Source organism: Thalassobaculum sp. (assembly GCF_040219215.1).
Taxonomy (GTDB): Bacteria; Pseudomonadota; Alphaproteobacteria; order Thalassobaculales; family Thalassobaculaceae; genus Thalassobaculum_A.
Genome location: NZ_JAVJSX010000044.1, coordinates 62,309 through 82,369 on the forward strand (window position 1 = coordinate 62,309; position 20,061 = coordinate 82,369).

At 67.8% G+C, this 20,061-nt stretch carries 14 protein-coding genes and 1 riboswitch; of the genes, 5 read left to right on the forward strand and 9 right to left on the reverse strand.

Annotated elements, in window-relative coordinates:
• Positions 1-1,167 (reverse strand): cobalamin-independent methionine synthase II family protein, encoded by a 1,167-nt coding sequence (locus RIC54_RS25525; protein ID WP_350093835.1) that lies wholly within the window; start codon positions 1,165-1,167, stop codon positions 1-3.
• The gene (locus RIC54_RS25530) at positions 1,161-1,760 is read right to left on the reverse strand and encodes a DUF2061 domain-containing protein (RefSeq protein WP_350093838.1); all 600 of its coding nucleotides are present in this window, start codon (positions 1,758-1,760) and stop codon (positions 1,161-1,163) included. Before RIC54_RS25530 ends, RIC54_RS25525 begins: the two co-directional genes overlap by 7 nt.
• 113 nt (positions 1,761-1,873) lie before the next feature.
• On the opposite strand from RIC54_RS25530, the gene RIC54_RS25535 reads away from it, so the two are divergent.
• Entirely contained in the window at positions 1,874-2,959 is a 1,086-nt protein-coding gene (locus RIC54_RS25535; protein ID WP_350093841.1) for an FAD-dependent oxidoreductase, read from the forward strand.
• Between the two features lie 5 nt (positions 2,960-2,964).
• On the opposite strand, the gene RIC54_RS25540 is transcribed toward RIC54_RS25535, so the two are convergent.
• From RIC54_RS25540 to cobW, 4 genes are all read right to left on the reverse strand, one after another.
• Positions 2,965-3,615, reverse strand: a complete 651-nt coding sequence (locus tag RIC54_RS25540; protein WP_350093844.1) for a hypothetical protein — start codon at positions 3,613-3,615, stop codon at positions 2,965-2,967.
• A gap of 261 nt (positions 3,616-3,876) precedes the next feature.
• Complete coding sequence (cobO, locus tag RIC54_RS25545; RefSeq protein ID WP_350093847.1) at positions 3,877-4,503, reverse strand: cob(I)yrinic acid a,c-diamide adenosyltransferase; 627 nt, start codon at positions 4,501-4,503, stop codon at positions 3,877-3,879.
• Entirely contained in the window at positions 4,500-8,246 is a 3,747-nt protein-coding gene (cobN, locus tag RIC54_RS25550; RefSeq protein WP_350093850.1) for a cobaltochelatase subunit CobN, read from the reverse strand. Before cobN ends, cobO begins: the two co-directional genes overlap by 4 nt.
• Positions 8,246-9,274 carry a cobalamin biosynthesis protein CobW gene (cobW, locus tag RIC54_RS25555; RefSeq protein WP_350093853.1) on the reverse strand — a complete coding sequence of 343 codons (1,029 nt, stop codon included), beginning with the start codon at positions 9,272-9,274 and terminating at the stop codon, positions 8,246-8,248. The genes cobN and cobW overlap by 1 nt, the downstream gene beginning before the upstream one ends.
• Positions 9,275-9,366: 92 nt before the next feature.
• A riboswitch (cobalamin riboswitch) is annotated at positions 9,367-9,580 on the reverse strand.
• A 128-nt stretch (positions 9,581-9,708) separates the two neighbouring features.
• On the opposite strand from cobW, the gene RIC54_RS25560 reads away from it, so the two are divergent.
• Positions 9,709-10,146, forward strand: coding sequence for a Tat pathway signal sequence domain protein (locus tag RIC54_RS25560; protein ID WP_350093856.1), 438 nt, complete (start codon positions 9,709-9,711; stop codon positions 10,144-10,146).
• A 15-nt stretch (positions 10,147-10,161) separates the two neighbouring features.
• Positions 10,162-10,686: a methylated-DNA--[protein]-cysteine S-methyltransferase gene (gene ogt / locus RIC54_RS25565; RefSeq protein WP_350093859.1), complete on the forward strand. Its 525-nt coding sequence runs from the start codon at positions 10,162-10,164 to the stop codon at positions 10,684-10,686.
• Positions 10,687-10,712: 26 nt separating this feature from the next.
• Here ogt and RIC54_RS25570 read toward each other — a convergent pair whose 3' ends face one another.
• Genes RIC54_RS25570 through RIC54_RS25580 form a run of 3 tightly spaced genes read right to left on the reverse strand, consistent with a single transcriptional unit; the run spans position 10,713 to position 17,543 of the window.
• Positions 10,713-11,603: a transglutaminase family protein gene (locus tag RIC54_RS25570; protein WP_350093862.1), complete on the reverse strand. Its 891-nt coding sequence runs from the start codon at positions 11,601-11,603 to the stop codon at positions 10,713-10,715.
• Positions 11,600-14,185, reverse strand: coding sequence for a circularly permuted type 2 ATP-grasp protein (locus RIC54_RS25575; protein ID WP_350093865.1), 2,586 nt, complete (start codon positions 14,183-14,185; stop codon positions 11,600-11,602). The genes RIC54_RS25570 and RIC54_RS25575 overlap by 4 nt, the downstream gene beginning before the upstream one ends.
• A 49-nt stretch (positions 14,186-14,234) precedes the next feature.
• Positions 14,235-17,543: a transglutaminase family protein gene (locus tag RIC54_RS25580; RefSeq protein WP_350093868.1), complete on the reverse strand. Its 3,309-nt coding sequence runs from the start codon at positions 17,541-17,543 to the stop codon at positions 14,235-14,237.
• Between the two features lie 213 nt (positions 17,544-17,756).
• Between RIC54_RS25580 and RIC54_RS25585 the strand changes: the two genes are divergently transcribed.
• Positions 17,757-19,031, forward strand: coding sequence for a M24 family metallopeptidase (locus tag RIC54_RS25585; protein ID WP_350093871.1), 1,275 nt, complete (start codon positions 17,757-17,759; stop codon positions 19,029-19,031).
• A gap of 29 nt (positions 19,032-19,060) precedes the next feature.
• Positions 19,061-20,059 (forward strand): zinc transporter ZntB, encoded by a 999-nt coding sequence (locus tag RIC54_RS25590; protein ID WP_350093874.1) that lies wholly within the window; start codon positions 19,061-19,063, stop codon positions 20,057-20,059.
• The last annotated feature ends 2 nt before the right edge of the window (positions 20,060-20,061 follow it).

The following is a 20,061-nucleotide window of genomic DNA, read 5'->3' on the forward strand; positions in this document are numbered from 1 at the left end:
TCAGAACAGCCGAGAACCGGCGAGGTCCGCGCCCTCGCGCAGGCTGCGCAGCTTGGCCCAGACCACGTCTGAGGTGAGCCGGCCCATGCCGGCCGACGTGTCGAAGCCGCAGTCGGTGCTCGCCATGATGCGGGCCGGATCGCCGATCATCTCGGCGGCCCGTTCCAGCCGGTCGGCAACCACCTCCGGATGCTCGACGAATGACGAGGTGGTGTCGATGCATCCGACGATCAGGGATTGATGCTTTGCGAGAGGTATATCCCGGAATACCTTGATTTCATGTTGATGTCTGGCGTTTGCGAAAGGCATCATGATGGCGCTGACGTTGGCCTCCCGGATCGCCGGCAGGATGTCGCGCAACGCCACGTCCTGATCGTGCGGTGCCTCGTAGTTGCCCCAGCAGACGTGCAGGCGAACCCGCTCGCGCGGCAAACCGGCGATTGCCTTGTTGATGGTCGCGACCACCCGTTCGACGAACGCCACGAAATCCGAGACCGGTCGATCGGCGTAGGTCAGGTGCCGTTCCAGGGCGAGATCGGGTGCGTCGATCTGCAGGATCAGGCCGTGCCGGATCGCCGCTTCGTACTCGACCTTCAGCGCCTCGGCGACCGCGTCCAGATAGGCCTGATCGTCGGGGTAGTACTGGTTCTTCATGGCGGTGGCGACGATGCCGGGCGAGGGAGCGGTCATGAACGCGTCGGCGAAGCCACCGCCGACTTCGGCCAATGCACTCTTGAACCCGGTGATCTCCGCTTCGTTGGCGGCCCTGTCCTCGTAGACGATCGGGCCGATTGCCATCGGCGGGGTGAAGTTCGAGACGGCGGTCTTGGTCGCCAGGGTCTGGCGCCGGGCCTCGGCGAACTCCGGGTAGTTGTCGAACTCCCGGGATCCGGTGCGGGTCCACTTGCTGCCGAAACCCGACATCCGGCGCTGGACGTACAGGAAGAAAGCCTCGCGGACCTGTTCGCCGTCGCTCGGTATGTCGATGCCGGCCTCGTGTTGCCGGGCGACAACGTCACGCGTCGCCGCCTCGCCCTCGGCGGCGATCCGGGCCTCGTCGACCGGCTCGCCATTGACGCGGTGGGCGTACAACTGCACCAGCCGCTGCGGACGGGGTAGGCTGCCGGCGTGGGTCGTCAGGATCCGTCGGACCGGCGCCGTTACCATGTCGGGACCGCCGAGAAGGTCGCCGGTACCACGGCGGTCTTTTTGACGGCGGCGGCCGCCGAGCGCTGGCGGAGCTGGTCGTAGAACGCCCAGCCGTATTCGTTGGCAACGTACATGACGGTTTCACCCACTGCGCTGAAGATCGTGAAGCCGGCGGCCGCGATCGGGTCACCTGTAAAACCGTAACCGACGGCGAAGGCGCGTGTCGAGCTTGCCAGGCGAAATGTGGTGCCCTTCAGGATGTTGGTGCGGGCGTCATACTCTTCGGTTGGCGGTCCGAGGTAGCCCCAGACCACCTCATGCCCGTAGTACATGGCAGCCGCTGCAGTGGCATTCACGGCGAGGAATGTCGGGCCGACATACAGGTGACCGCCGAGCACGCTGGCGAACAGCGCCAGATCCAAGGCGTTCGTGCCGGCTTCGAACACCAGCATCTTGTAGAGCGAGCGTTCCAGCACGGCCGGTTCTTCCGCCCGGAGCGGGGCCGGTGCCGGATCCTGGGCCGATGCCGGGGCGGACAGGGCTGTGACGGCGACGGCAGCGACCCCGACGATCGTCGGACTGAGCCCATGACGCTTCGGTCGGTACCGCAAACCGGATCTCCTCAACCATGCGTGAAGCGGCTAAGCTTCGTCAGCCGATAGAGTGACACTCACAGCGCCGTTCGTCAGGCCCGTTTCTGGACGGGGGGCGGCAGGGGGCGGCCATGGGCATGACGGACGTGCTGATCGTGGGTGCCGGACCCGTCGGAATGGCGGGGGCGATCGAACTGCACCGCCGCGGCGCCTCAGTGCGGATCGTCGATCGCGAAGGGGCCCGCACCAAGCTGTCGAAGGCGGTCGGGATCAACAGCCAGACCCTGGAACTGCTGGAGCCCAGCGGCCTGACCGAGCGCCTGCTGGCCGCCGGGATCAGGATCGCCCGCGCGAACCTGCATTTCGACGGCAAGCCGCTGGTGACGCTCAACCTCGACCGGGCCGATCACCGATTCAACTTCATCCTGGCGCTGCCGCAGAGCGCGACCGAGGGCATTCTGGAAGCGGCCCTGGCCGAACGAGGGGTCACGGTCGAACGCGAGACCGAGATGGTCGCGTTCTCGCGGCACGCCGACTCCGTGACCGTCAGCCTGCGTGGTCCAAGCGGTGAGGGGGAAGCCATCGCCGGTCGGGTGCTGGGCGCCGACGGGCCGCGCAGCGCGATCCGACAGGGGTTGGGCATCCCGTTTACCGGCGCACGCTACGAAGAGACCTGGAGCCTGGCGGACGTCACCCTCGACTGGCCCTACGGCTACCGAGAGGTCAACCTGTTCCTGCATGCCAACGGCGCGCTGCTGTTCACCGTGCCGATCGCGCCCGACCGGATCCGCGCCATCTCGCAGACCGACAACGCTCTGGCGTTGCTGCCATCGGGTTCGGTCGTGCGCGAGACCCACTGGCAGTCGACTTTCCACGTGGCGCTGCGCCAGGCGGAACGGTATCAGGACGGCCGCTGCTTCCTGGCCGGCGATGCGGCGCATGTCCACTCGCCGGCCGGCGGACGCGGCATGAATCTCGGGATCTGGGACGCCTGCGCGTTCGCGTCGCGCCACGCGGCAGGCACGCTGGACGGCTACACGGCTGAACGGCACGCGATCGGTGCCCGCATCCTCGCCATCACAGACCGGATGTTCCGGGTGGCGCGCCTGAAGCCCGGCATCGCGCAGTCGGCACGCAATCTGGTGATGCGCCATGTGGTGCCGATACCGGCGATCCAGCGGAGAATTGCGCCGCAACTGCTGGGTATCGAACGGTAGCGGCCTCAGCCCGATTTGTTCTTGTCGCCCATCATCTCACGGCGGAGCGCATCGAACGGGTCTTCGTCGGCGGGCTTCTTGCGGCTTGACCGATTGACGGGGTCTTCGGGGATCTTCTGCCAGTCCCAACTCTTGTCGGTGGCCTTCGCCTTGCCGGCATAGGCCGTGCGCGCGCCGGATCCCGGCTTCTTGGACGGCGCCGGCGGCGGGGTGCCCGGTCCTGTCTTACCGGCCTTCGGCGGCGATGCTTCGGCTGGGCCCGCGGTGCCGCGCGGCTTGGGAACTGGTGGCACGGCGGCAGGATCGGTCGCCGGGCTGTGGTCGCGGATCAACGGCTGCCACTCCAGCGTGTCGTCGACCTTTGGCTTCGTCGGGGCGGTCGGCTCAGGCGGCGAGATGCTGCCCCTGAATCCGCTTGCCACGTGCTTCTCCGCCTGCTTTTCGGCATGGGTGCCGATACGGCGGCGCTCGATCGCCGGCAACGAGTCGAACGATCGTTCGGCCTGGCGGTAGTCGGACGGGTCGCCGGTTCCCGCGGCCTTTTCCAGGCGCTCGGCGATGCGGGCGTTGTTCGGGCCGGAAGCCTTGGTGCTGCTGGCCAGGATCTTCATGCTGCGCCGGTCGACCGAACTCAGCCGCTTGCTGTCGCCCGTCATGCTGGATTACTCGACATGCCGTCTCCCCTTGCCCCACAAGTCATGCCAAGCACACTCGATTCTACATCAAATATCCCCTAACTGCCGGTGCCGGTCCAGCGATCCGCGCGCTGTGTCGGGCGTTTGCCGAGTTATCCACAGCTAACCCACGCTGGCGAGCGGGGTATTTCCGATGCCGTTCGGCATGGTGCGCTACCGCGGGCGAGACGCTCGGCACGGTGGTGGCGGGTCGAATCGCCGGTGCCGAACACCGGGGTTCGCTCAGAACTCGATGCCGGCCTGGGCCTGGAATCCGCTGCGGAACGGGTGCTTGACCATGGTCATGTCGGTGACCAGGTCGGCGGCCTCGACCAACTCGTCCTTGGCGTTGCGGCCGGTGACGATGACATGCAGGTCGGGACGCTTGGCCTTCAGGGTCCCGACCACCTCGGCGATCGGCAAGTAGTCGTACCGCAGGACGATGTTCAACTCGTCCATCAGCACCATCTTGATCTCCGGGTCGGCCATCAACTGCTTGGCAGCCTCCCAGGCGGCGCGGGCGGCGGCGACGTCGCGCTCCAGGCTCTGCGTGTCCCAGGTAAAGCCTTCGCCCATGGTGCGGATCGACACCAGGTCCGGGAACGCGTCCAGCACCTTGCGCTCGCCGGTTTCCCACTTGCCCTTCACGAACTGGACGACGCCGACCTTCATGCCGTGACCGATGGCCCGGCAGACCATGCCGAAGGCGGCGGTCGACTTGCCCTTGCCCTTGCCGGTGTGGACGATCAGCAGGCCGCCGGTCTTGTCCTTGGTGGCCATGATCTTGTTCCGGGCGGCGCGCTTTTTCGCCATCTTCTCGGCGTGCCGGGCGGCGACCTCGGGGTCGATGTCGGAGCTTGTGTCGGTCATTGCGGGTGTCCCTTCGTGATGGCCGCCAACCTATCCTGCACTGCGTTGCGCCGGGGGTGCCAGAGGTCGCGGTCGATGGCCTCCTGGAACCGTTCGGCGATCTCCTTCAGCGCCGCCGGGTTCTTGTCCTCCAGGAACTCCCGAACCGCGTCGTTCTCCAGGTAGGCATCGAACAGCTGCTCGAAATGGTGGTCGTCGACGCAGCGCGCGGTGGCGGCGAAAGCGAACAGGTAGTCGACGGTGGCGGCGATCTCGAAGGCGCCCTTGTAGCCGTGGCGCATCACGCCGGCGATCCACTTCGGGTTGGCGGCGCGGCCGCGCACGATGCGGGCGATCTCCTCGGCCAGGGTGCGGACCTTCGGGCTCTCGGGTCGGCTCGAATCGGTGTGGAACACGGTCGGCTGGACGCCGGAGAGGTGACGGACGGCGGCGGTGATGCCGCCCTCGAACTGGTAGTAGTCGTCGCTGTCCAGAAGGTCGTGCTCGCGGTTGTCCTGGTTGTGTACCACCAGTTCGGCCCCGGCGAGCCGGGCGCGGAACAGGTCCGGTTCAGAGGCGCCCTCGGCACCCTTGCCATAGGCGTAGGCGCCCCATTCCAGGTAGGCCTCGGCGAGGTCGGCCTCGTCCTGCCAGATCCGTTCGTCGATCAGCGCCTGCAGACCCGCGCCGTAGGCGCCGGGCTTGGAACCGAACACCCGGAAGGCGGCGCGCGATCGGGCGACGGCCGGTTCGATGCCGGCGGCTTCCATGCGCTTGGCGTCGTCGGAGACCCGGGCGGCGATCGGGTTCAGCGCGGCCGGTTCGTCCAGTTCCGCAACGGCGCGCACCGCGCTGTCGATCAGGTCGACCTGGTGCGGGAACGCATCCCGGAAGAAGCCGGAGATCCGCACCGTCACGTCGACCCGCGGCCGGTCCAGCACGGAGAGCGGCAGGATCTCGAACCCGGTGACCCGGCCGGAGACCGCCTCCCATTGCGGCCGCACGCCGAGGAACGCCAGGATCTGCGCGATGTCGTCGCCGCCGGTCCGCATGTTGGCGGTGCCCCAGGCCGACACCGCCAGCCGCTTCGGCCATTCGCCGTTCTCCTGGCGGTAGCGGTCGAGCACCAGCCCAGCGGATTTCAGGCCCAGCGTCCAGGCCGCCGCCGTCGGCACCGCGCGGGTGTCGACCGAGTAGAAGTTGCGCCCCGTCGGCAGCACGTCCGGTCGGCCGCGGCTCGGTGCACCGGACGGCCCCGGCGGCACGAACCGGCCGTCGAGTCCGCGCAGCAGGTTGGCGATCTCGTCGGGCCCGGATTGCAGGACCGCCGGGCGCAACCGGGTTTCGACCTTGGCGAGCACGGCCGTGGTGCGCGGCCAATCGCCGGGGCAGGGGGTGTTGCCGGACACCAGCCGGCTGCTGAGGATCTCCAGCCGCTCCACCGTGTCACCTTCGGTGCGCCAGGGGGCAGCATCGATCCCGGCCAACGCCGCGGGGCGCGCACCGTTCCAGGCGTTCGCCGCGGCAGGATCGAGCGGGTCGAATCCGTCGAGGCCCAGGTCGGCGGCCAGCGCGCGCTGCAGCGAGGCGTCTGCGCCTTCGCCTCGGCCGCGTGGTACCCGGGCGAGCGCTACCAGCAGGTCGGTCATCAGGCGGCCCTCCGGCGCGGTGCCGAAGATGTGCAGGCCGTCGCGGATCTGCAGTTCCTTCAACTCGCACAGATGGTTGTCGAGCTTGCCAAGCGCGACCTCCTCTGCCTCGTCCGGGTCGATGCCGACGTCCTTGTCCAGGCCGGTGCGCCGGGCGGCGTCGAGAATCCGTTCCGACAGCAGTGGCAGGCGGCGCGGATCGACGCCCATGGCCTGGAAGTATTCGTCGACCAGCGCCTCCAACTCCTGCAGCGGGCCGTGCAGTTCGGCGCGGGTCAGCGGCGGGGTCAGATGGTCGATCACCGTGGCGGCGATCCGGCGCTTGGCCTGGCTGCCTTCTCCGGGATCGTTGACGATGAACGGATACAGGACGGGCAGGGGGCCGAGTGCGACCTCCGGGAAGCAACTCGCGGACAGCGCCAGCGCCTTGCCGGGCAGCCATTCCAGATTGCCGTGCTTGCCGACGAACACCACGGCGTGGGCGTCGAACGCGTTGCGCAGCCAGGCATGGAACGCCAGGTAGCCGTGCGGCGGCGGCAGGTCGGGGTCGTGGTAGCTGGCCTTCGGGTCGATGTGGTACCCGCGCGCCGGCTGGATCGCGACCGCGACGTTGCCGAGCCGGTGGACCGCGATGCGGAACCGGTCACCTTCGACGTAGGGGTCGGTCTCGGGTGCGCCCCAGCGGTCGATCACGATCGAGCGGGCCGCCTCCGGAACCGCATCAAGGAAGCGGGCGTAGTCGGCCAGCGGCAGGTCGACCCCGCCAACCTTGCCGGCACGGCCGACGAGCGCGTTGGTCGGACCAGCCGACAGTCGGTCCATCAGGGCATCGCCATCGGCCGGAACGCCGTCCACCGTGTACCCGGCTTCCTTGAGCGCCCGCAGGATCGCAACGGTTGCCGCCGGTGTGTCCAGGCCGACGCCGTTGCCGAGCCGGCCGTCCTTGGTCGGGTAGTTGGCCAGCACCAGGGCGATCCGCCGATCGGCCGGCGGGGTGGCGGCAAGGCGGGACCAGGCGGCGGCCAGATCGGCGACGTGGTCGACCCGGTCGGCCACCGGCTCGGGGGCGACGATCGGGCATTCGGTCGCCTCGTCCCACCGCCCGTCGCCCTTGAACGACACCGCACGGGTCAACAGGCGGCCGTCGATCTCCGGCAGGGCCACATGCATGGCGATGTCGCGCGGCCCGAGGCCGCGGGTTCCGTCGGCCCAGGCGTCGTGGGCGCCGCTGGAAAACACGACCTGCAGCACCGGCCGGTCGCTGGCGCTGAACGGCCCATCCACCGCCTTGCCGGGCTGCGAGACCGCGAAACTGGTGGCGTTCAGCACCACGGCGGGCGGGCAGTCGGCGAGAGTGTCGGCGACCAGGGCGGCGGAGGTCGGCTCCTTAAGGCTCTGGGCGTAGATCGGCACCGCACCCAGGCCGCGCGCCGCCAGTGCCTCGATCATGGCGTCGACCGGCGCAAGCTGTCCGGCCTGAACCAGGGCGCGATAGAACACCAACGGCACCGCCGGGGCGTTGGCCGACGGCCAGCGGGAACGGATTGCACCGAGGTCCGGCCGGTCCAGGTCTGGCCAATACAGCCCGGCCCGGGGGATCGGCGCCGGCTCGCGCCACTCCGCATCCCGGCCGATGCAGGTGTCGGCAAAGGCCAGCAACTGGCCGGCGTTCTCAGGCCCGCCCTCCTGCAGGTAGCGCCAGATCCGGTGCACCGCTTCGGCCGGCAGGGTCGAGCGACCCATAAGATCGGCGTCCGGGGTGTCGTCGCCGGGCACGCAGGCCAGGGCGACGCCGTTCTCGCGGCACGCCGCCGTGGTCTGCTCGATGCCGTAGGGCCAGTAGGCCACGCCGCCGATCAGCCGGACCACCACCAGCCGGGCCTGACCGACGATCTGTTCGGCGTACAGGTCGACCGACAGGTGGTGCTGCAACCGCATGATGTTGGCCAGCCGCAAGCTGGTTGCATCCGCCGGCCGTCGAGCACGCGCCGTCGCCAGTCCGGCGAGGTCGGTGTCGGCGGCCGATAGGACCACCACCTCGCCAGAGGTCTGGCCGAGGTCGACCGCCTCCGATCCGTCGTCGACGGCGCCCGACCGGGTGGCGAGCAGGTGCATCAGGCGCGCAGTTCGGCCGTCACCGCCTCGGCGTCGAAACCGGTCTGGCCGATCACCACCAGGCGCGAGGTCCGAGCCTCGCCCGCTTCCCACGGACGGTCGAAGTACCGCTGCACCCGGTCGCCCACACCCTGGACGATCAGACGCATCGCCTTGTCCGGAACCGCGACGAAGCCCTTGACCCGCAGGATGTCGTGGCGGGTCGCGACCTGCTTGATCCGAGCCTCCAGGGCCGCCGGGTCGGCAATCTCGCCAAGGTCGACAACGATGCTGGCGAAGTCGTCGTGGTCATGCTCGTGGCCGTCGTCGTGATGCGACGGCCGGGTGTCGAGATCGTCCTCGGCGGCGAGGTCGAGGCCGAGCAGCACCGCGGGGTCGAGCGCGCCGCTGACCGAGGTGACGATCCGCACCGCCGGGCGCAGATGCGGCGCCATCTCGGCCTTCACCCGCGCCAACGTGGATTCGTCGACCAGATCGGTCTTGTTCAGCACCACCACGTCGGCGCTGCCGAGCTGTTCCTCGAACAGCTCTTCCAGCGGACTCTCGTGGTCCAGATTCGGGTCGGCTGCACGCTGCGCGTCGACCGCGGCGGGGTCGGTGGCGAACAGCCCGGCAGCGACGGCCGCGACGTCGACCACCGCGATTACCCCATCGACCGTGGCGCGGGTGCGCACCTCCGGCCAGCCGAACGCCTTGATCAACGGTTTCGGCAGGGCGAGGCCCGAGGTCTCGATCACGATGTGGTCCGGCGGGTTCGCCCGGTCGAGCAGGGCGGCGATGGTCGGCAGGAAGTCGTCGGCGACGGTGCAGCAGATACAGCCGTTGGTCAGTTCGACGACGTCGTCGTCCTCGCAGCCCTCGATGCCGCATCCGGTGATCAGTTCGCGGTCAACGCCGAGGTCGCCGAATTCATTGATGATGAACGCCAGCCGACGGCCGTTGGCGTTCTCGATCATGTGGCGGATCAGGCTGGTCTTGCCGGCTCCCAAAAAGCCGGTAACGACGGTGGCGGGAATCTTCTGCGCCATGCTGGCCTCCATCGGGCGACTCGGGGGAGCGGCCCTTGTGCACGCGTGGCGTCGCCGGGGAAACCCCGCGCTCCGACCTCACCCCGGGTCGAAACGGGCGACGGTCGACGGCAGGTCTCCTGGCTCGCGGGTCTCGGCTCCGGGCTGCCTTCCCGTCCCGAATCCGATTCGGAACAGTGGCTTTGTCACCCGTCGCTCGCCGCTTACAGTTGCGGGGGCAGCCGTGGCTTCGCGCGCCTCTTCGGACGCGCGCTCCACGTTCCCTTTGAATCCCCTGATTGGGGAACCGTCGACCTGTCGCTTATCGGTTTCGTCAGCAGGCGTGTCAAGCTTGGCGGGCCGGCAACCGTGGGGCTTGCGCGCCGTTGCCTTGTGACGGTCACATATCGCGGGTATTTGGAACAGGTTGCAGGAAACCGAAACGGAGGACGGGCATGCGTCGTTTGGCGAGCGGGGTCGTCGCTGCAGGACTGGCGATGGGGCTTACGGCGGGAATGGCGTCTGGTGCAATCGCGCAGGACAAGCCGGCAATCTCGATCGAGTTGAACAAGCTCGAACCGCTCGAAGGCAGCTGCCGGGCGTATTTCGTGGTTCGTCCGGCCGGCGCAACCGAGTTCAAGGAATTCAAGATGGAACTGCTGGTGTTCGACACCGGCGGGGTCATCCAGAAATGGCTGGCGATCGACGCCGCCCCGCTGCGCGCCGGCAAGACCTCGGTCAAGCTGTTCGACGTCGCCGGCGTGAGCTGCGACAAGATCGGCTCGGTGCTGCTGAACGATGTGACGGCGTGTGCCGATACCACCGGCGACCTGACCGGCTGCGTCGACCGGGTGACGCCGTCGTCGAAGGCGAAGGCCACCTTCTACAAATAGCAGTCGGGTCGCATCGTGGCGGTACCACTCGATCTCCTCGTCGACCGTCTGGCAACGCCGATCGGCGAACTGGTGGTGGTCGCCGATGAAGCAGGGCATCTGCGCGCAGTCGATTGGAGTGACTACGAGGATCGAATGCGCCAGCTGCTGCGGCAACAGTATGCCGGGCATGAGGCCCGCTTCGCGCCAGTGAAGAACCCGGGCGGACTGACCAAGGCGTTCCAGGCCTACTTCGCCGGCGACCTCCGGGCGATCGATCCGTTACCTGTGACCACCGGCGGAACGGCGTTTCAACGCTCTGTGTGGGAGGAACTGCGGCGGGTTCCGTGCGGCGAGACGATCTCCTACCGGACCTTGGCAACCCGGATCGGCCGGCCGACGGCAGTTCGCGCCGCCGGTCACGCCAACGGCTCCAACCCGATCAGCGTCGCAATCCCCTGCCACCGGGTGATCGGTACCAACGGTTCGCTCACCGGCTACGGCGGTGGCATCGAGCGCAAGCGCTGGCTGCTGGCCCACGAGGGCTGCACGGTCTCCTGAGCGGCTCGACTGTCCTGGATGTGGGTTCAGTTGGCCGGATCGGCGATCGGAACCACGTCGACCGAGACCTTCACCTCATGCTCGCCGCCCCCAACGATCGCCCCCTTTACCGGACTGACATCGCCGTAGTCACGGCCCCAGGCCAGGGTCACGTGTTCGGTGGTGGTCATCTTGTCGTTGGTCGGGTCCAGGTCGACCCAGCCATGACCGGGCACCCGTACCGAGACCCAGGCGTGGCTGGCGTCCGAGCCCTGGAGCTTCGTGCCGCCGGGTGGCGGATAGGTCAGCAGGTAGCCGCTGACATAGCGCGCCGGCAAGCCGATGCCGCGCAGCCCGGCCAGCATCAGGTGCGCGAAGTCCTGACACACGCCGCGGCGGATGCGGAACACCTCTGCGACCGGCGTCGACACGGTGGTGGCGGCGGGATCGTACTCGAACCCGGTATGGATGCGATGGTTCAGTTCCAGCGCGGCTTCCAGGATCGGCCGGCCGGGCGCAAACGATTCCTGCGCCCAGGCCCAAACCGATTCGCCGGCTCGGGTCATCGGCGAGTCGTATGCGAAGGGCTGGGCCGCCAGGACCTCCGGATCCTTGGCGATCGAGCCGTTCACGCGGGCCTGCTCCCACGGCGGTGTCGCCGATGGAACGACCGCCGCCGGTTCCTCGACCACCAGGGTGCCGCGCGCCCGGATCACCAGCTTCGAATGCTCGTCCTGGAGCGTCAGATGCTCAACCGGATTCCCGAAGAAATCGACTTCGGTCCGTCGCACCGCCGGCGCCGGCGAGAGGGCGACCCGCCATACCTCAGTGCGCTGGTTCTCGGTCGGACGTGGCGTCAGGTGGAGCAGGTGGTGCGAGATCGAGACCGGCGTGGAATACAGGAAGTCCGTCCGGTGGCGGACGTCGTAGCGGATCACGGCTCGAAGAACCGCCGGAGCGAGGCAGCCTCCGTGTGTCGGCCAAGGTCGGCGTGGCTGAAATAATGCCGCCCGATGGTTTCCGACAGATCGTTAAGGGCGGACGTGACGCGGGCCAGCAGGGTGTCCAGTTCGGCGCGGCGACCTTTGGGATCGGCGTGCGCCAGCGCCCGGACGTTGGCCAGGCGGATTGCTGCCTGACAGGACAGAATCTGCCGCTGCTCCGGCGACCGGTCGAGCGCATCGTTGAACCGCGGCAGGCGCGCGGCGTGCTGTTCCAGCGCGTCGAGCTGGAAGGCGACCGAACGCGGGTTGCTTTCGTCGACCAGCAGAAGGTCAAGCACGGGAACCAGGCGCGGCGCGCTGACATAGCGCGCGCGGTAGGTCATGAAGCTGTCGGCCAGCTCCAGGAGCCGGTCGAGGAATCCCTGCCGTTCGGGGTCGCCGGTCGACAGCAGCCCACGGAGCAGGCCGGCCATGGTGGTCGCCCGCTCAATGCGCCGACCCATATCGAGGAACCGCCAGCCCTGGGTGCGGGTGGTGTTCTCCATGCCGAGGCCGGAGAAGGCCGACATGGTGCGCAGCATGTCGTTCAGTACCGCTGACGCGTCGCCGATGTCGAGCCAGACCCGCGGGCGCTGCCGCAGGGCGTCCTGGTGCAACTGGTCCAGGGTGCGCCAGGCGTCCAGGGACAGCCGGTCCCGGGTCAGGGCGGCTGCCCGGTTCACGGTGTGAATGAGCTGCGGAATGCCGTTCGGCTCGGCCGGATCGAACAGATAGGCCTGGATGCGCTGCTCGATCCGCGCGGCCGACAGGGTCCGGCCGCGCCGGCGCATCAGCCCGTACACGTCGCCGGGATGGGCAAGCATGTACAGCAGCTTCTGCACCGCGAGGTTGGCGTTGGCATCGTGGACGGGATCTTCGGCCAGGCGGGTCAGCAGACTGCGCAGCAGCCGCATGGCGTTCTCGGTACGCTCGGCATAGCGGCCGAGCCAGTACATGTTGTCGGCCGCCCGGCTCGGCAGGTCGTCGCCGGCGCGGCGGAGGACCGGCGACGATTCCTCGTGACGAAGCAGGCTGAAGCTGTCGACCGGAGCCGATGACAGCACCCAGGTGTCCTTGGAGCCGGAGCCGCGCTGCATCGACATGGCGCGCGTTGAGTTGTTCTCCGAGATCCGGGTCAGGCCGCCCGGCATGACCACGTAGTCGTCGGCGAGCGCGGTGGCGTACATCCGCAATGCCATCGGCCGGGCCACCAGACGGCCTTCGTCCCAGGCTGGCGCCGTGGAAAGCGTGATCGGCTCCTGGCCGACATACTCGTAGCCGCGCTGGCGAATCCGCGCGATCAAGACTTCCCGATCGACCGCCGACAACTCCGAGCCCAGCACTTGGCCGGCGTCGGCGGATACCAGGGTCGGGGTTCGGAAGGTCCGCGCCACCACCATGCTGTCCAGGTTGGCGATGACGTACTCCCGCGCGCTTTCCTGGCCGCACCACCAGGTGGCGATGTGCGGCAGGATCAGTTCCTCGCCCAGGAGGTGGGTGCACAGGCCGGGCAGGAAGCCCATGAGCGCAGTGCATTCCACCAGACCAGAACCCAGCGCGTTGGCGATCGTGACATTGCCGGCGCGCGCGGCTTCGACGAGCCCGGCGATCCCCAGCGCCGAGTCCGGCCGCAGCTCCAGCGGATCGCACCATTCGGTGTCAACCCGACGCAGGATGACGTCGACCGGCTGCAGACCGCCTACGGTCTTCAGGTAGACCCTATTGTCGCGCACCGTCAGGTCCGGCCCCTCGACCAGCGGGTATCCGAGATAGCGGGCGAGGAACGCGTGCTCGAAATAGGTTTCGTTCAGCGGGCCGGGGGTCAGCAGGACGATGCGCGGGTCGTCCTTGCCGGACAGGGCCCGAAGGTTCTCCCGCAGCGCCTGGAAAAAGTGGGCGAGCCGGTGCACCTGGCCGTCGCGGAACAGGTCGCTCAGGCACTGGGCCGTGATAACCCGGTTCTCCAGCGCATAGCCTGCGCCCGACGGTGCCTGGGTGCGGTCGTTGAACACCCACCATCGGCCGTCGGGCGCCCGCGCGAGGTCGGCGGCGTAGATCTGCAGGAAGGTCTCGTAGGGTGGGACGATGCCGTGGCAGGGCAGGTGAAAATTCGGGTTGGCGTAGACCAGCGCAGCCGGCAGGACGCCGTCCTTGATAAGCGTCTGCGGGCCGTAAATGTCGGCCAGGATCGCGTTCATCAGCGTCGCGCGCTGCTTAAGGCCGCGTTCCAGCAGCAACCACTCGTGCTCGGGGATGACCAGCGGCAGCGTGTCGAGCTCCCACGGACGCTGTTCGCCCTTGGGGTCGCCATAGACGTTGTAGGTGACCCCGTGCTGGCGGATCAGCCGCAGGGCGGTTTCCGAATGCTGAGCGACCTCGTCCGGGGGCAGGGCCTGCATGCCGTCGATGAAAGCCTGCCAGTAGCCCCGGTTCCGCCCATCGGCGCCCACGAGTTCGTCGTAGATTCCTTCGACCGTCCGGTACTCGGACAGGAGGCCGTCGGGATCGTCGAAGGGAATGGAGGCACTCAGCGACATTCTGTGTTCCGCGCTCAAAAGAGACGCGACGCTACCATGCAGCGGTCGCTTACGTCAGACGAAGGTCCAACGTATGCGGAAACTCCGGGTTATCAACCACTTGTCGACCCGATGACGTTCGGCCCGGCGTGTGCCCGATGGTTTCGAACCGCGCGAGTCGCCGGCCCTCGGCCTCGAAGGAATTGATCGGCGATGTCTCGTGCGCCCGCCCGCCGGGGTGGCCGACATGGTAGACGCATCCCGCAACCGCGCGGCCGGTCCAGTCGTCGATGACATCGAAGGTCAGTGGTGCGTGCACGCCGATGCTCGGATGCAGTGCCGAGGACGGGTGCCAGGCTCGGAATCGTACGCCGGCCACTGCTTCGCCGATCCGTCCGGTGCCGGTCAGCGGCAGATCGTAGCCGTTGCAGGTGACGCGGTAGCGGGACGCATCGAAGCCGGTGACCCGGGCCTGCAATCGTTCCAGTGAGGAGTCGACGTAGCGGACCGTGCCGCCGATCGCGCCTTCCTCTCCCATGACATGCCACGGCTCCAGGGCCGTCTGGATCTCCAGCGTCAGGTCCCGCCAGCCGACACGGCCCATGGTGGGGAACCGGAATTCCAGATGCGGGCGGTACCAGTCCGGCTGCATCGGGTAGCCGGCACCGCGCAGATCCTCCAGTACGTCCTCGAAATCCTGCCAGACGAAATGCGGCAGCATGAACCGGTCGTGCAGCGCGGTGCCCCAGCGTTTCAGGCGACCCTTGTACGGAGTCTTCCAGAACCAGGCGATCAGGGCGCGAAGAACCAATGCCTGGGCGAGGCTCATGTGCGGGTGCGGCGGCATCTCGAAACCGCGGAACTCCACCAGCCCGAGCCGTCCGGTCGGTCCGTCCGGCGAGTACAGCTTGTCGATGCAGATCTCGGTGCGGTGGGTATTGCCGGTGACATCGATCAGCAGGTTGCGGAAGATCCGGTCGACCAGCCACGGCGCGATCTTGCCGTCGCTCGGGTCCGGAACCTGCCGGAAGGCGATCTCCATTTCGTAGAGCTGGTCGTGGCGGGCTTCGTCGATCCGCGGCGCCTGGCTGGTCGGGCCGATGAACAGGCCGGAGAACAGGTAGCTGAGCGACGGATGATTCTGCCAGTAGGCAACCAGGCTGCGCAGCAGGTCGGGCCGGCGCAGGAACGGGCTGTCGGCCGGCCGGGCCGCGCCGATGACGACATGGTTGCCACCGCCCGAGCCGACCGCCTTGCCGTCGACCAGGAACTTCTCGGTGCCGAGGCGGGTCAGCCGGGCTTCCTCGTAGACGGCCTCGGTAATGGCAACCTGCTCGTCCCAGTTGTGGGCCGGGTGAATGTTCACCTCGATCACGCCGGGATCTGGGGTCACCTTGATGACGTTCATTCGGGCGTCGTTCGGTGGGGTGTATCCCTCCACGTGTACCGGCGTGCCGAGTTCGATGGCGGCACCCTCGACCGCACCAAGCAGATCGACGTAGTCGTCGACCGAGCGGGTCGGTGGCAGGAACACGCACAGGCGGCCGTCGCGTGGCTCAACCGCCAGCGCGGTGCGGACCGCCCGGTCGGAATCGCCGCCAGGCAGTTCCTGCGGCTGGGTCTCCTGGCGAACGTCGGCCTCGTCTGGCCGCTTGGCAAGCGACGCCTGCTCGGGGCGCGGTTGCGGCAACGCGCCGACCTCCTCGAACGGATCGGCCGGATTGAAGTACGGGTACTGCGCCGGCGAGACGTAAGGCAGTGTACCGAGCGGCAGGCGCAGGCCGACCGGAGAGTCTCCCGGTGCCAACAGGATGCGGCCGCGCCGGGACGTCCAGACCTCGGTCAGCCAGCGCCGTCCGCCATCCCGGGATTGCTGGGCCTGGATCGGCAGCACCGTGCCGACCGGCTGCCCAAGGCCGCGGTCGAACACCCGCACCAGGCGCGCTCGCTCTTCCGGGTCGTCGAGCTTGGAGTCGAGCGGGTCGACGTTGTCCGGCAGCTTGCTTTCCCGGTCGACAAACCGGATTGGGTCCTCATACGCCCAAAGCACGGCGTTTTCGTCGACGTCCAGGCGCCGGGCAATCGCGTGGGTCAGCGCCTCGGCCTGGGCGGCGGTTGGCTTGTAGTCCTTGCCTTCATGGGCGATCAGTTCATTGGTTCGCCACAGTGGCAGCCCGTCGCCGCGCCAGTACAGTGCGAACGACCAGCGCGGCAGGCTCTCTCCCGGGTACCACTTGCCCTGGCCGTAGTGCAGCAGGCCGTCCGGGGCAAAGCGGTCGCGCAGCCGACGGATCAGGGTATCGGCAAGCTTACGCTTGGTGGGGCCGACGGCGGCGGTATTCCACTCGGCTCCGTCCAAATCGTCGATCGAGATGAAGGTCGGCTCGCCGCCCATGGTCAGCCGAACGTCGCCGGCCTCCAGGTCGGCATCGACCTGCCGACCCAGCCGGTTGATGGCCTGCCATTGCCCTGCGTCGTACGGCTTGGTGACCCGAGGCGTTTCCAGTACCCGGGTGATCGACATGCGGTGCGAGAACTCGACCTTGGCCGGTTCCATCATGCCTTCGATCGGGGCGGCCGAACGCGGATCGGGCGTGCAGGCTACCGGTACATGACCTTCGCCGCACAGCAGGCCCGAGGTCGGATCCAGGCCGACCCATCCAGCGCCCGGGATATAGACTTCGGCCCAGGCGTGCAGGTCGGTGAAGTCGACCTCGGTGCCGGACGGGCCGTCGAGCGCCTTCACGTCCGGTTTCAACTGGATCAGGTAGCCGGACGCAAACCGGGCGGCGAGGCCGAGATGGCGCAGGATCTGCACCAGCAGCCAGCCGGTGTCGCGGCACGACCCCTTGGCGCTGCCAAGCGTCTCCTCGGTGGACTGGATACCCGGCTCCATCCGCACGATGTAGCCGATCATGCCCTGCAGGCGCTGGTTCAGCCCGACCAGGAAATCGACGATCTGTGCGTCGCCTCGCGAAACCTCGGCGAGCCACGCCTTCAACAGCGGTCCGGCTGGGTCAGCCTTCAGGTAGGGAGTGAGATCGTGCTTCAGTTCCGGCGCGTATTCAAAGGGATAGCGCTCGGCGTCGGGCTCGACGAAGAAGTCGAACGGGTTGATGGTCGCCATGTCGGCGACGAGATCGACCGTTACGCGGAAGCGGTCGGTCTTCTCGGGCACCACCACCCGGGCCAGGTAGTTGCCCTGCGGATCCTGCAGCCAGTTCAGGAAATGCTGTTCGGGCTCGATCTTCAGGCTGTAGCTGAGGATCCGGGTGCGGGAATGCGGTGCCGGGCGCAGCCGGATCACCTGCGGTCCGAGCGCGATCGGCCGTTCGTAGAGGTAGCTGGTTTCGTGCGTAAGCGCGACGTGGATAGCCATGCTGCCTCATGCTGCGGTTTGCTGCGGTGCAGGATGCCTGCAATCGATAGCGCGTGGGCGCCGACGGTACAACAGGCGGATGCCGGCAGTGCGTTTCAGGCGATAGTGACCTGATCGAGCGGGCAATTGATCCAACTGCCGGAACGATGCCACGGTTTGTGCGTCCCGACGGCGTTCCCGTCCGCTTCCAGTTGCTCTCCAGGAGACCCGGCCATGGCCGATCCCCACGACTTCGCCCGAGTTCCATTGCCCAAGCAATTCTGCAATCTCGACCGTCTGTGGCATGCGCTGGAGGCGCGCGGGATTGACGGGATCGTGGCAACGGTTCCGTACAACGTATTTTATCTCAGTGGATTCAATCCAATAGCTCACAAAGCAGATGAGCCGAGACCCTACGCTGTCCTGCTGTCCCGTCACGCGCCGGACCGCCCGGTCCTGGTGGTCGCCGACTATTATCTGGCGAGCTTCCTGGGCCAGCCAACCTGGATCGAGGATATCCGGCCGTTCCGGGCGGTGATGATGCCGTTGGACCTGCCGGCCAAGCGGGCGGATGTCGACCGTTTCATTCCGGAGTCCGGCAAGGGGGTTGCCTGGGTCGAGCGGGCACGCCTGCGCTACAGCTTCAGCATGGCGGCATCCTTGAAGCAGGCGGTGGCCGATCTCGGCCTGGAACAGGGGCGGGTCGCGTTCGACGACGTTGGCTTCGGTCTGCGGCTCGGGCTCGACGACGTCGAGGTGATGGACGGCTACAACCCGCTGATGTTCGCCCGGTCGGTCAAGACCGAGACCGAGATTGCGCTACTGGAGCGGGCCACGCGGCTGAACGAGGCGGCGATCGGGCGGACTGTCACGGCATGGCAGCCGGGGGCGACATGGCGGGACCTGAACCACGCCTATGCGATGGCAGTGACCGACCTGGGCGGCTTCGTCCATGACCCCGGCGGCATGGTGTGGGGGCATCCCCGCGGTGCCGATGCGACGCTGATGCTGCAGACCGGACTTGAGACCGACGAAGTCACCCCCGGCACCCACGTGATGTTCGACTGCCACGGCACCATCGACATGTACTGCTGGGACGGAGGCAAGACCTGGGTGGTCGGAGGCGAGCCCGACGGCAAGGCGCGAAAGTTCGCCGATGCCACGGCCGCGGTCGGCGCCGACCTGCTCGACGCCATGCGTCCGGGCGTCCGGGTTTCCGAACTGCAGGCGCGGGCGCGCTCGATCTATCGCAAGGCGGGAGCGCCCGATCCGGAGGCGGCCGTCGTGTTCTTCCACGGACTCGGCCTGTCGCACATGGACATCGAGCAGGCGACTGCCGACGGCCGGCCGAACACGGACTGGGCGTTGGAGGAGGGCATGGTCGTGCCGTTTCACCTGCTCTACCCCGGCGGCGAGCATGAACGGTCATGGCTGGAGGAGGTGGTGGTCATCGGCAAGGACGGCGGGCGGCCGCTGTTCTCGTGGGGATTCGATCCGCTGACCGGATGAGGTAACCGCCGATCCTTGGACTACCGCCGGTGTCGCGAATCACCGACACTGCGGGCATGGCTGCTGAACTGCCGCGCAATGGGTTGGTCTTTGCTCTCGGCCTCGACGGAGAGGGCGGCGCGAAGCCGGTCCAGACCGCCGAGCGCCTCGACGGCGGGCCGTTGTGGCTGCACCTCGACCGCTCCGATCCGGAAGTGCAGCGCTGGATCGCCGAGGATGGTGATGTCCCGCAGGCGGTCGCTCGCGCGTTGCTGGAAGAAGATACCCGGCCGCGCTGCGTTGTGCGGCCCGACGGCGTGTTGTTGATCCTGCGCGGGATCAACTTCGATCCGGCTGCCGAGCACGAAGAGACCATTGCCGTCCGCCTGTGGGTGACCGCCGAGCGCGTGCTGTCGCTGCGGCGCTATCGGATCATGGCGGTCACCGACCTGCGCGAGGCGCTGGAACGGGGCGAAGGGCCGCGCACCGTATCCGATCTGGTGCTGCGGATCGTCGAGCGGCTGACGGCGCGAATGGCGCCCGAGATCGACGAGATGGAGGAAACCCTCGACGAAATGGAAGTGGCGTCGCTGGGCGACAGCAGCGACGTCAACCGGGGCCAGTTGAGCGAAGTGCGTCGCCGGGCGTTGGTCCTGCACCGCTACCTGTTCCCGCAACGCGATGCCCTGATCGAGTTCCGCCGCAGTGCCGGCGCGCGCCTCGCCGATCTGGATCCGCTGGATTTCCAGGAGACCATCGACCGCGTGACGCGGCTGGTCGAGGACCTGGACGCGCTGCGGTCGCGTGCTGCGATCGTCGAGGACGGCATCGCCATCAAGGTGGCCGAGCGGATGAACCGCAACATGTACTGGCTGTCGATCGTGGCGACGATCTTCATGCCGATCGGCTTCATCACCGGTCTTCTGGGCGTCAACGTCGGTGGCATTCCAGGCTCGGAGGCACCGTGGGCGTTCGTTGGCCTGGTGGCGATCCTGGGTGTCCTGATCGGCATCGAAGTCTGGATCATGCGGCGGATGCGGCTGATCTGACG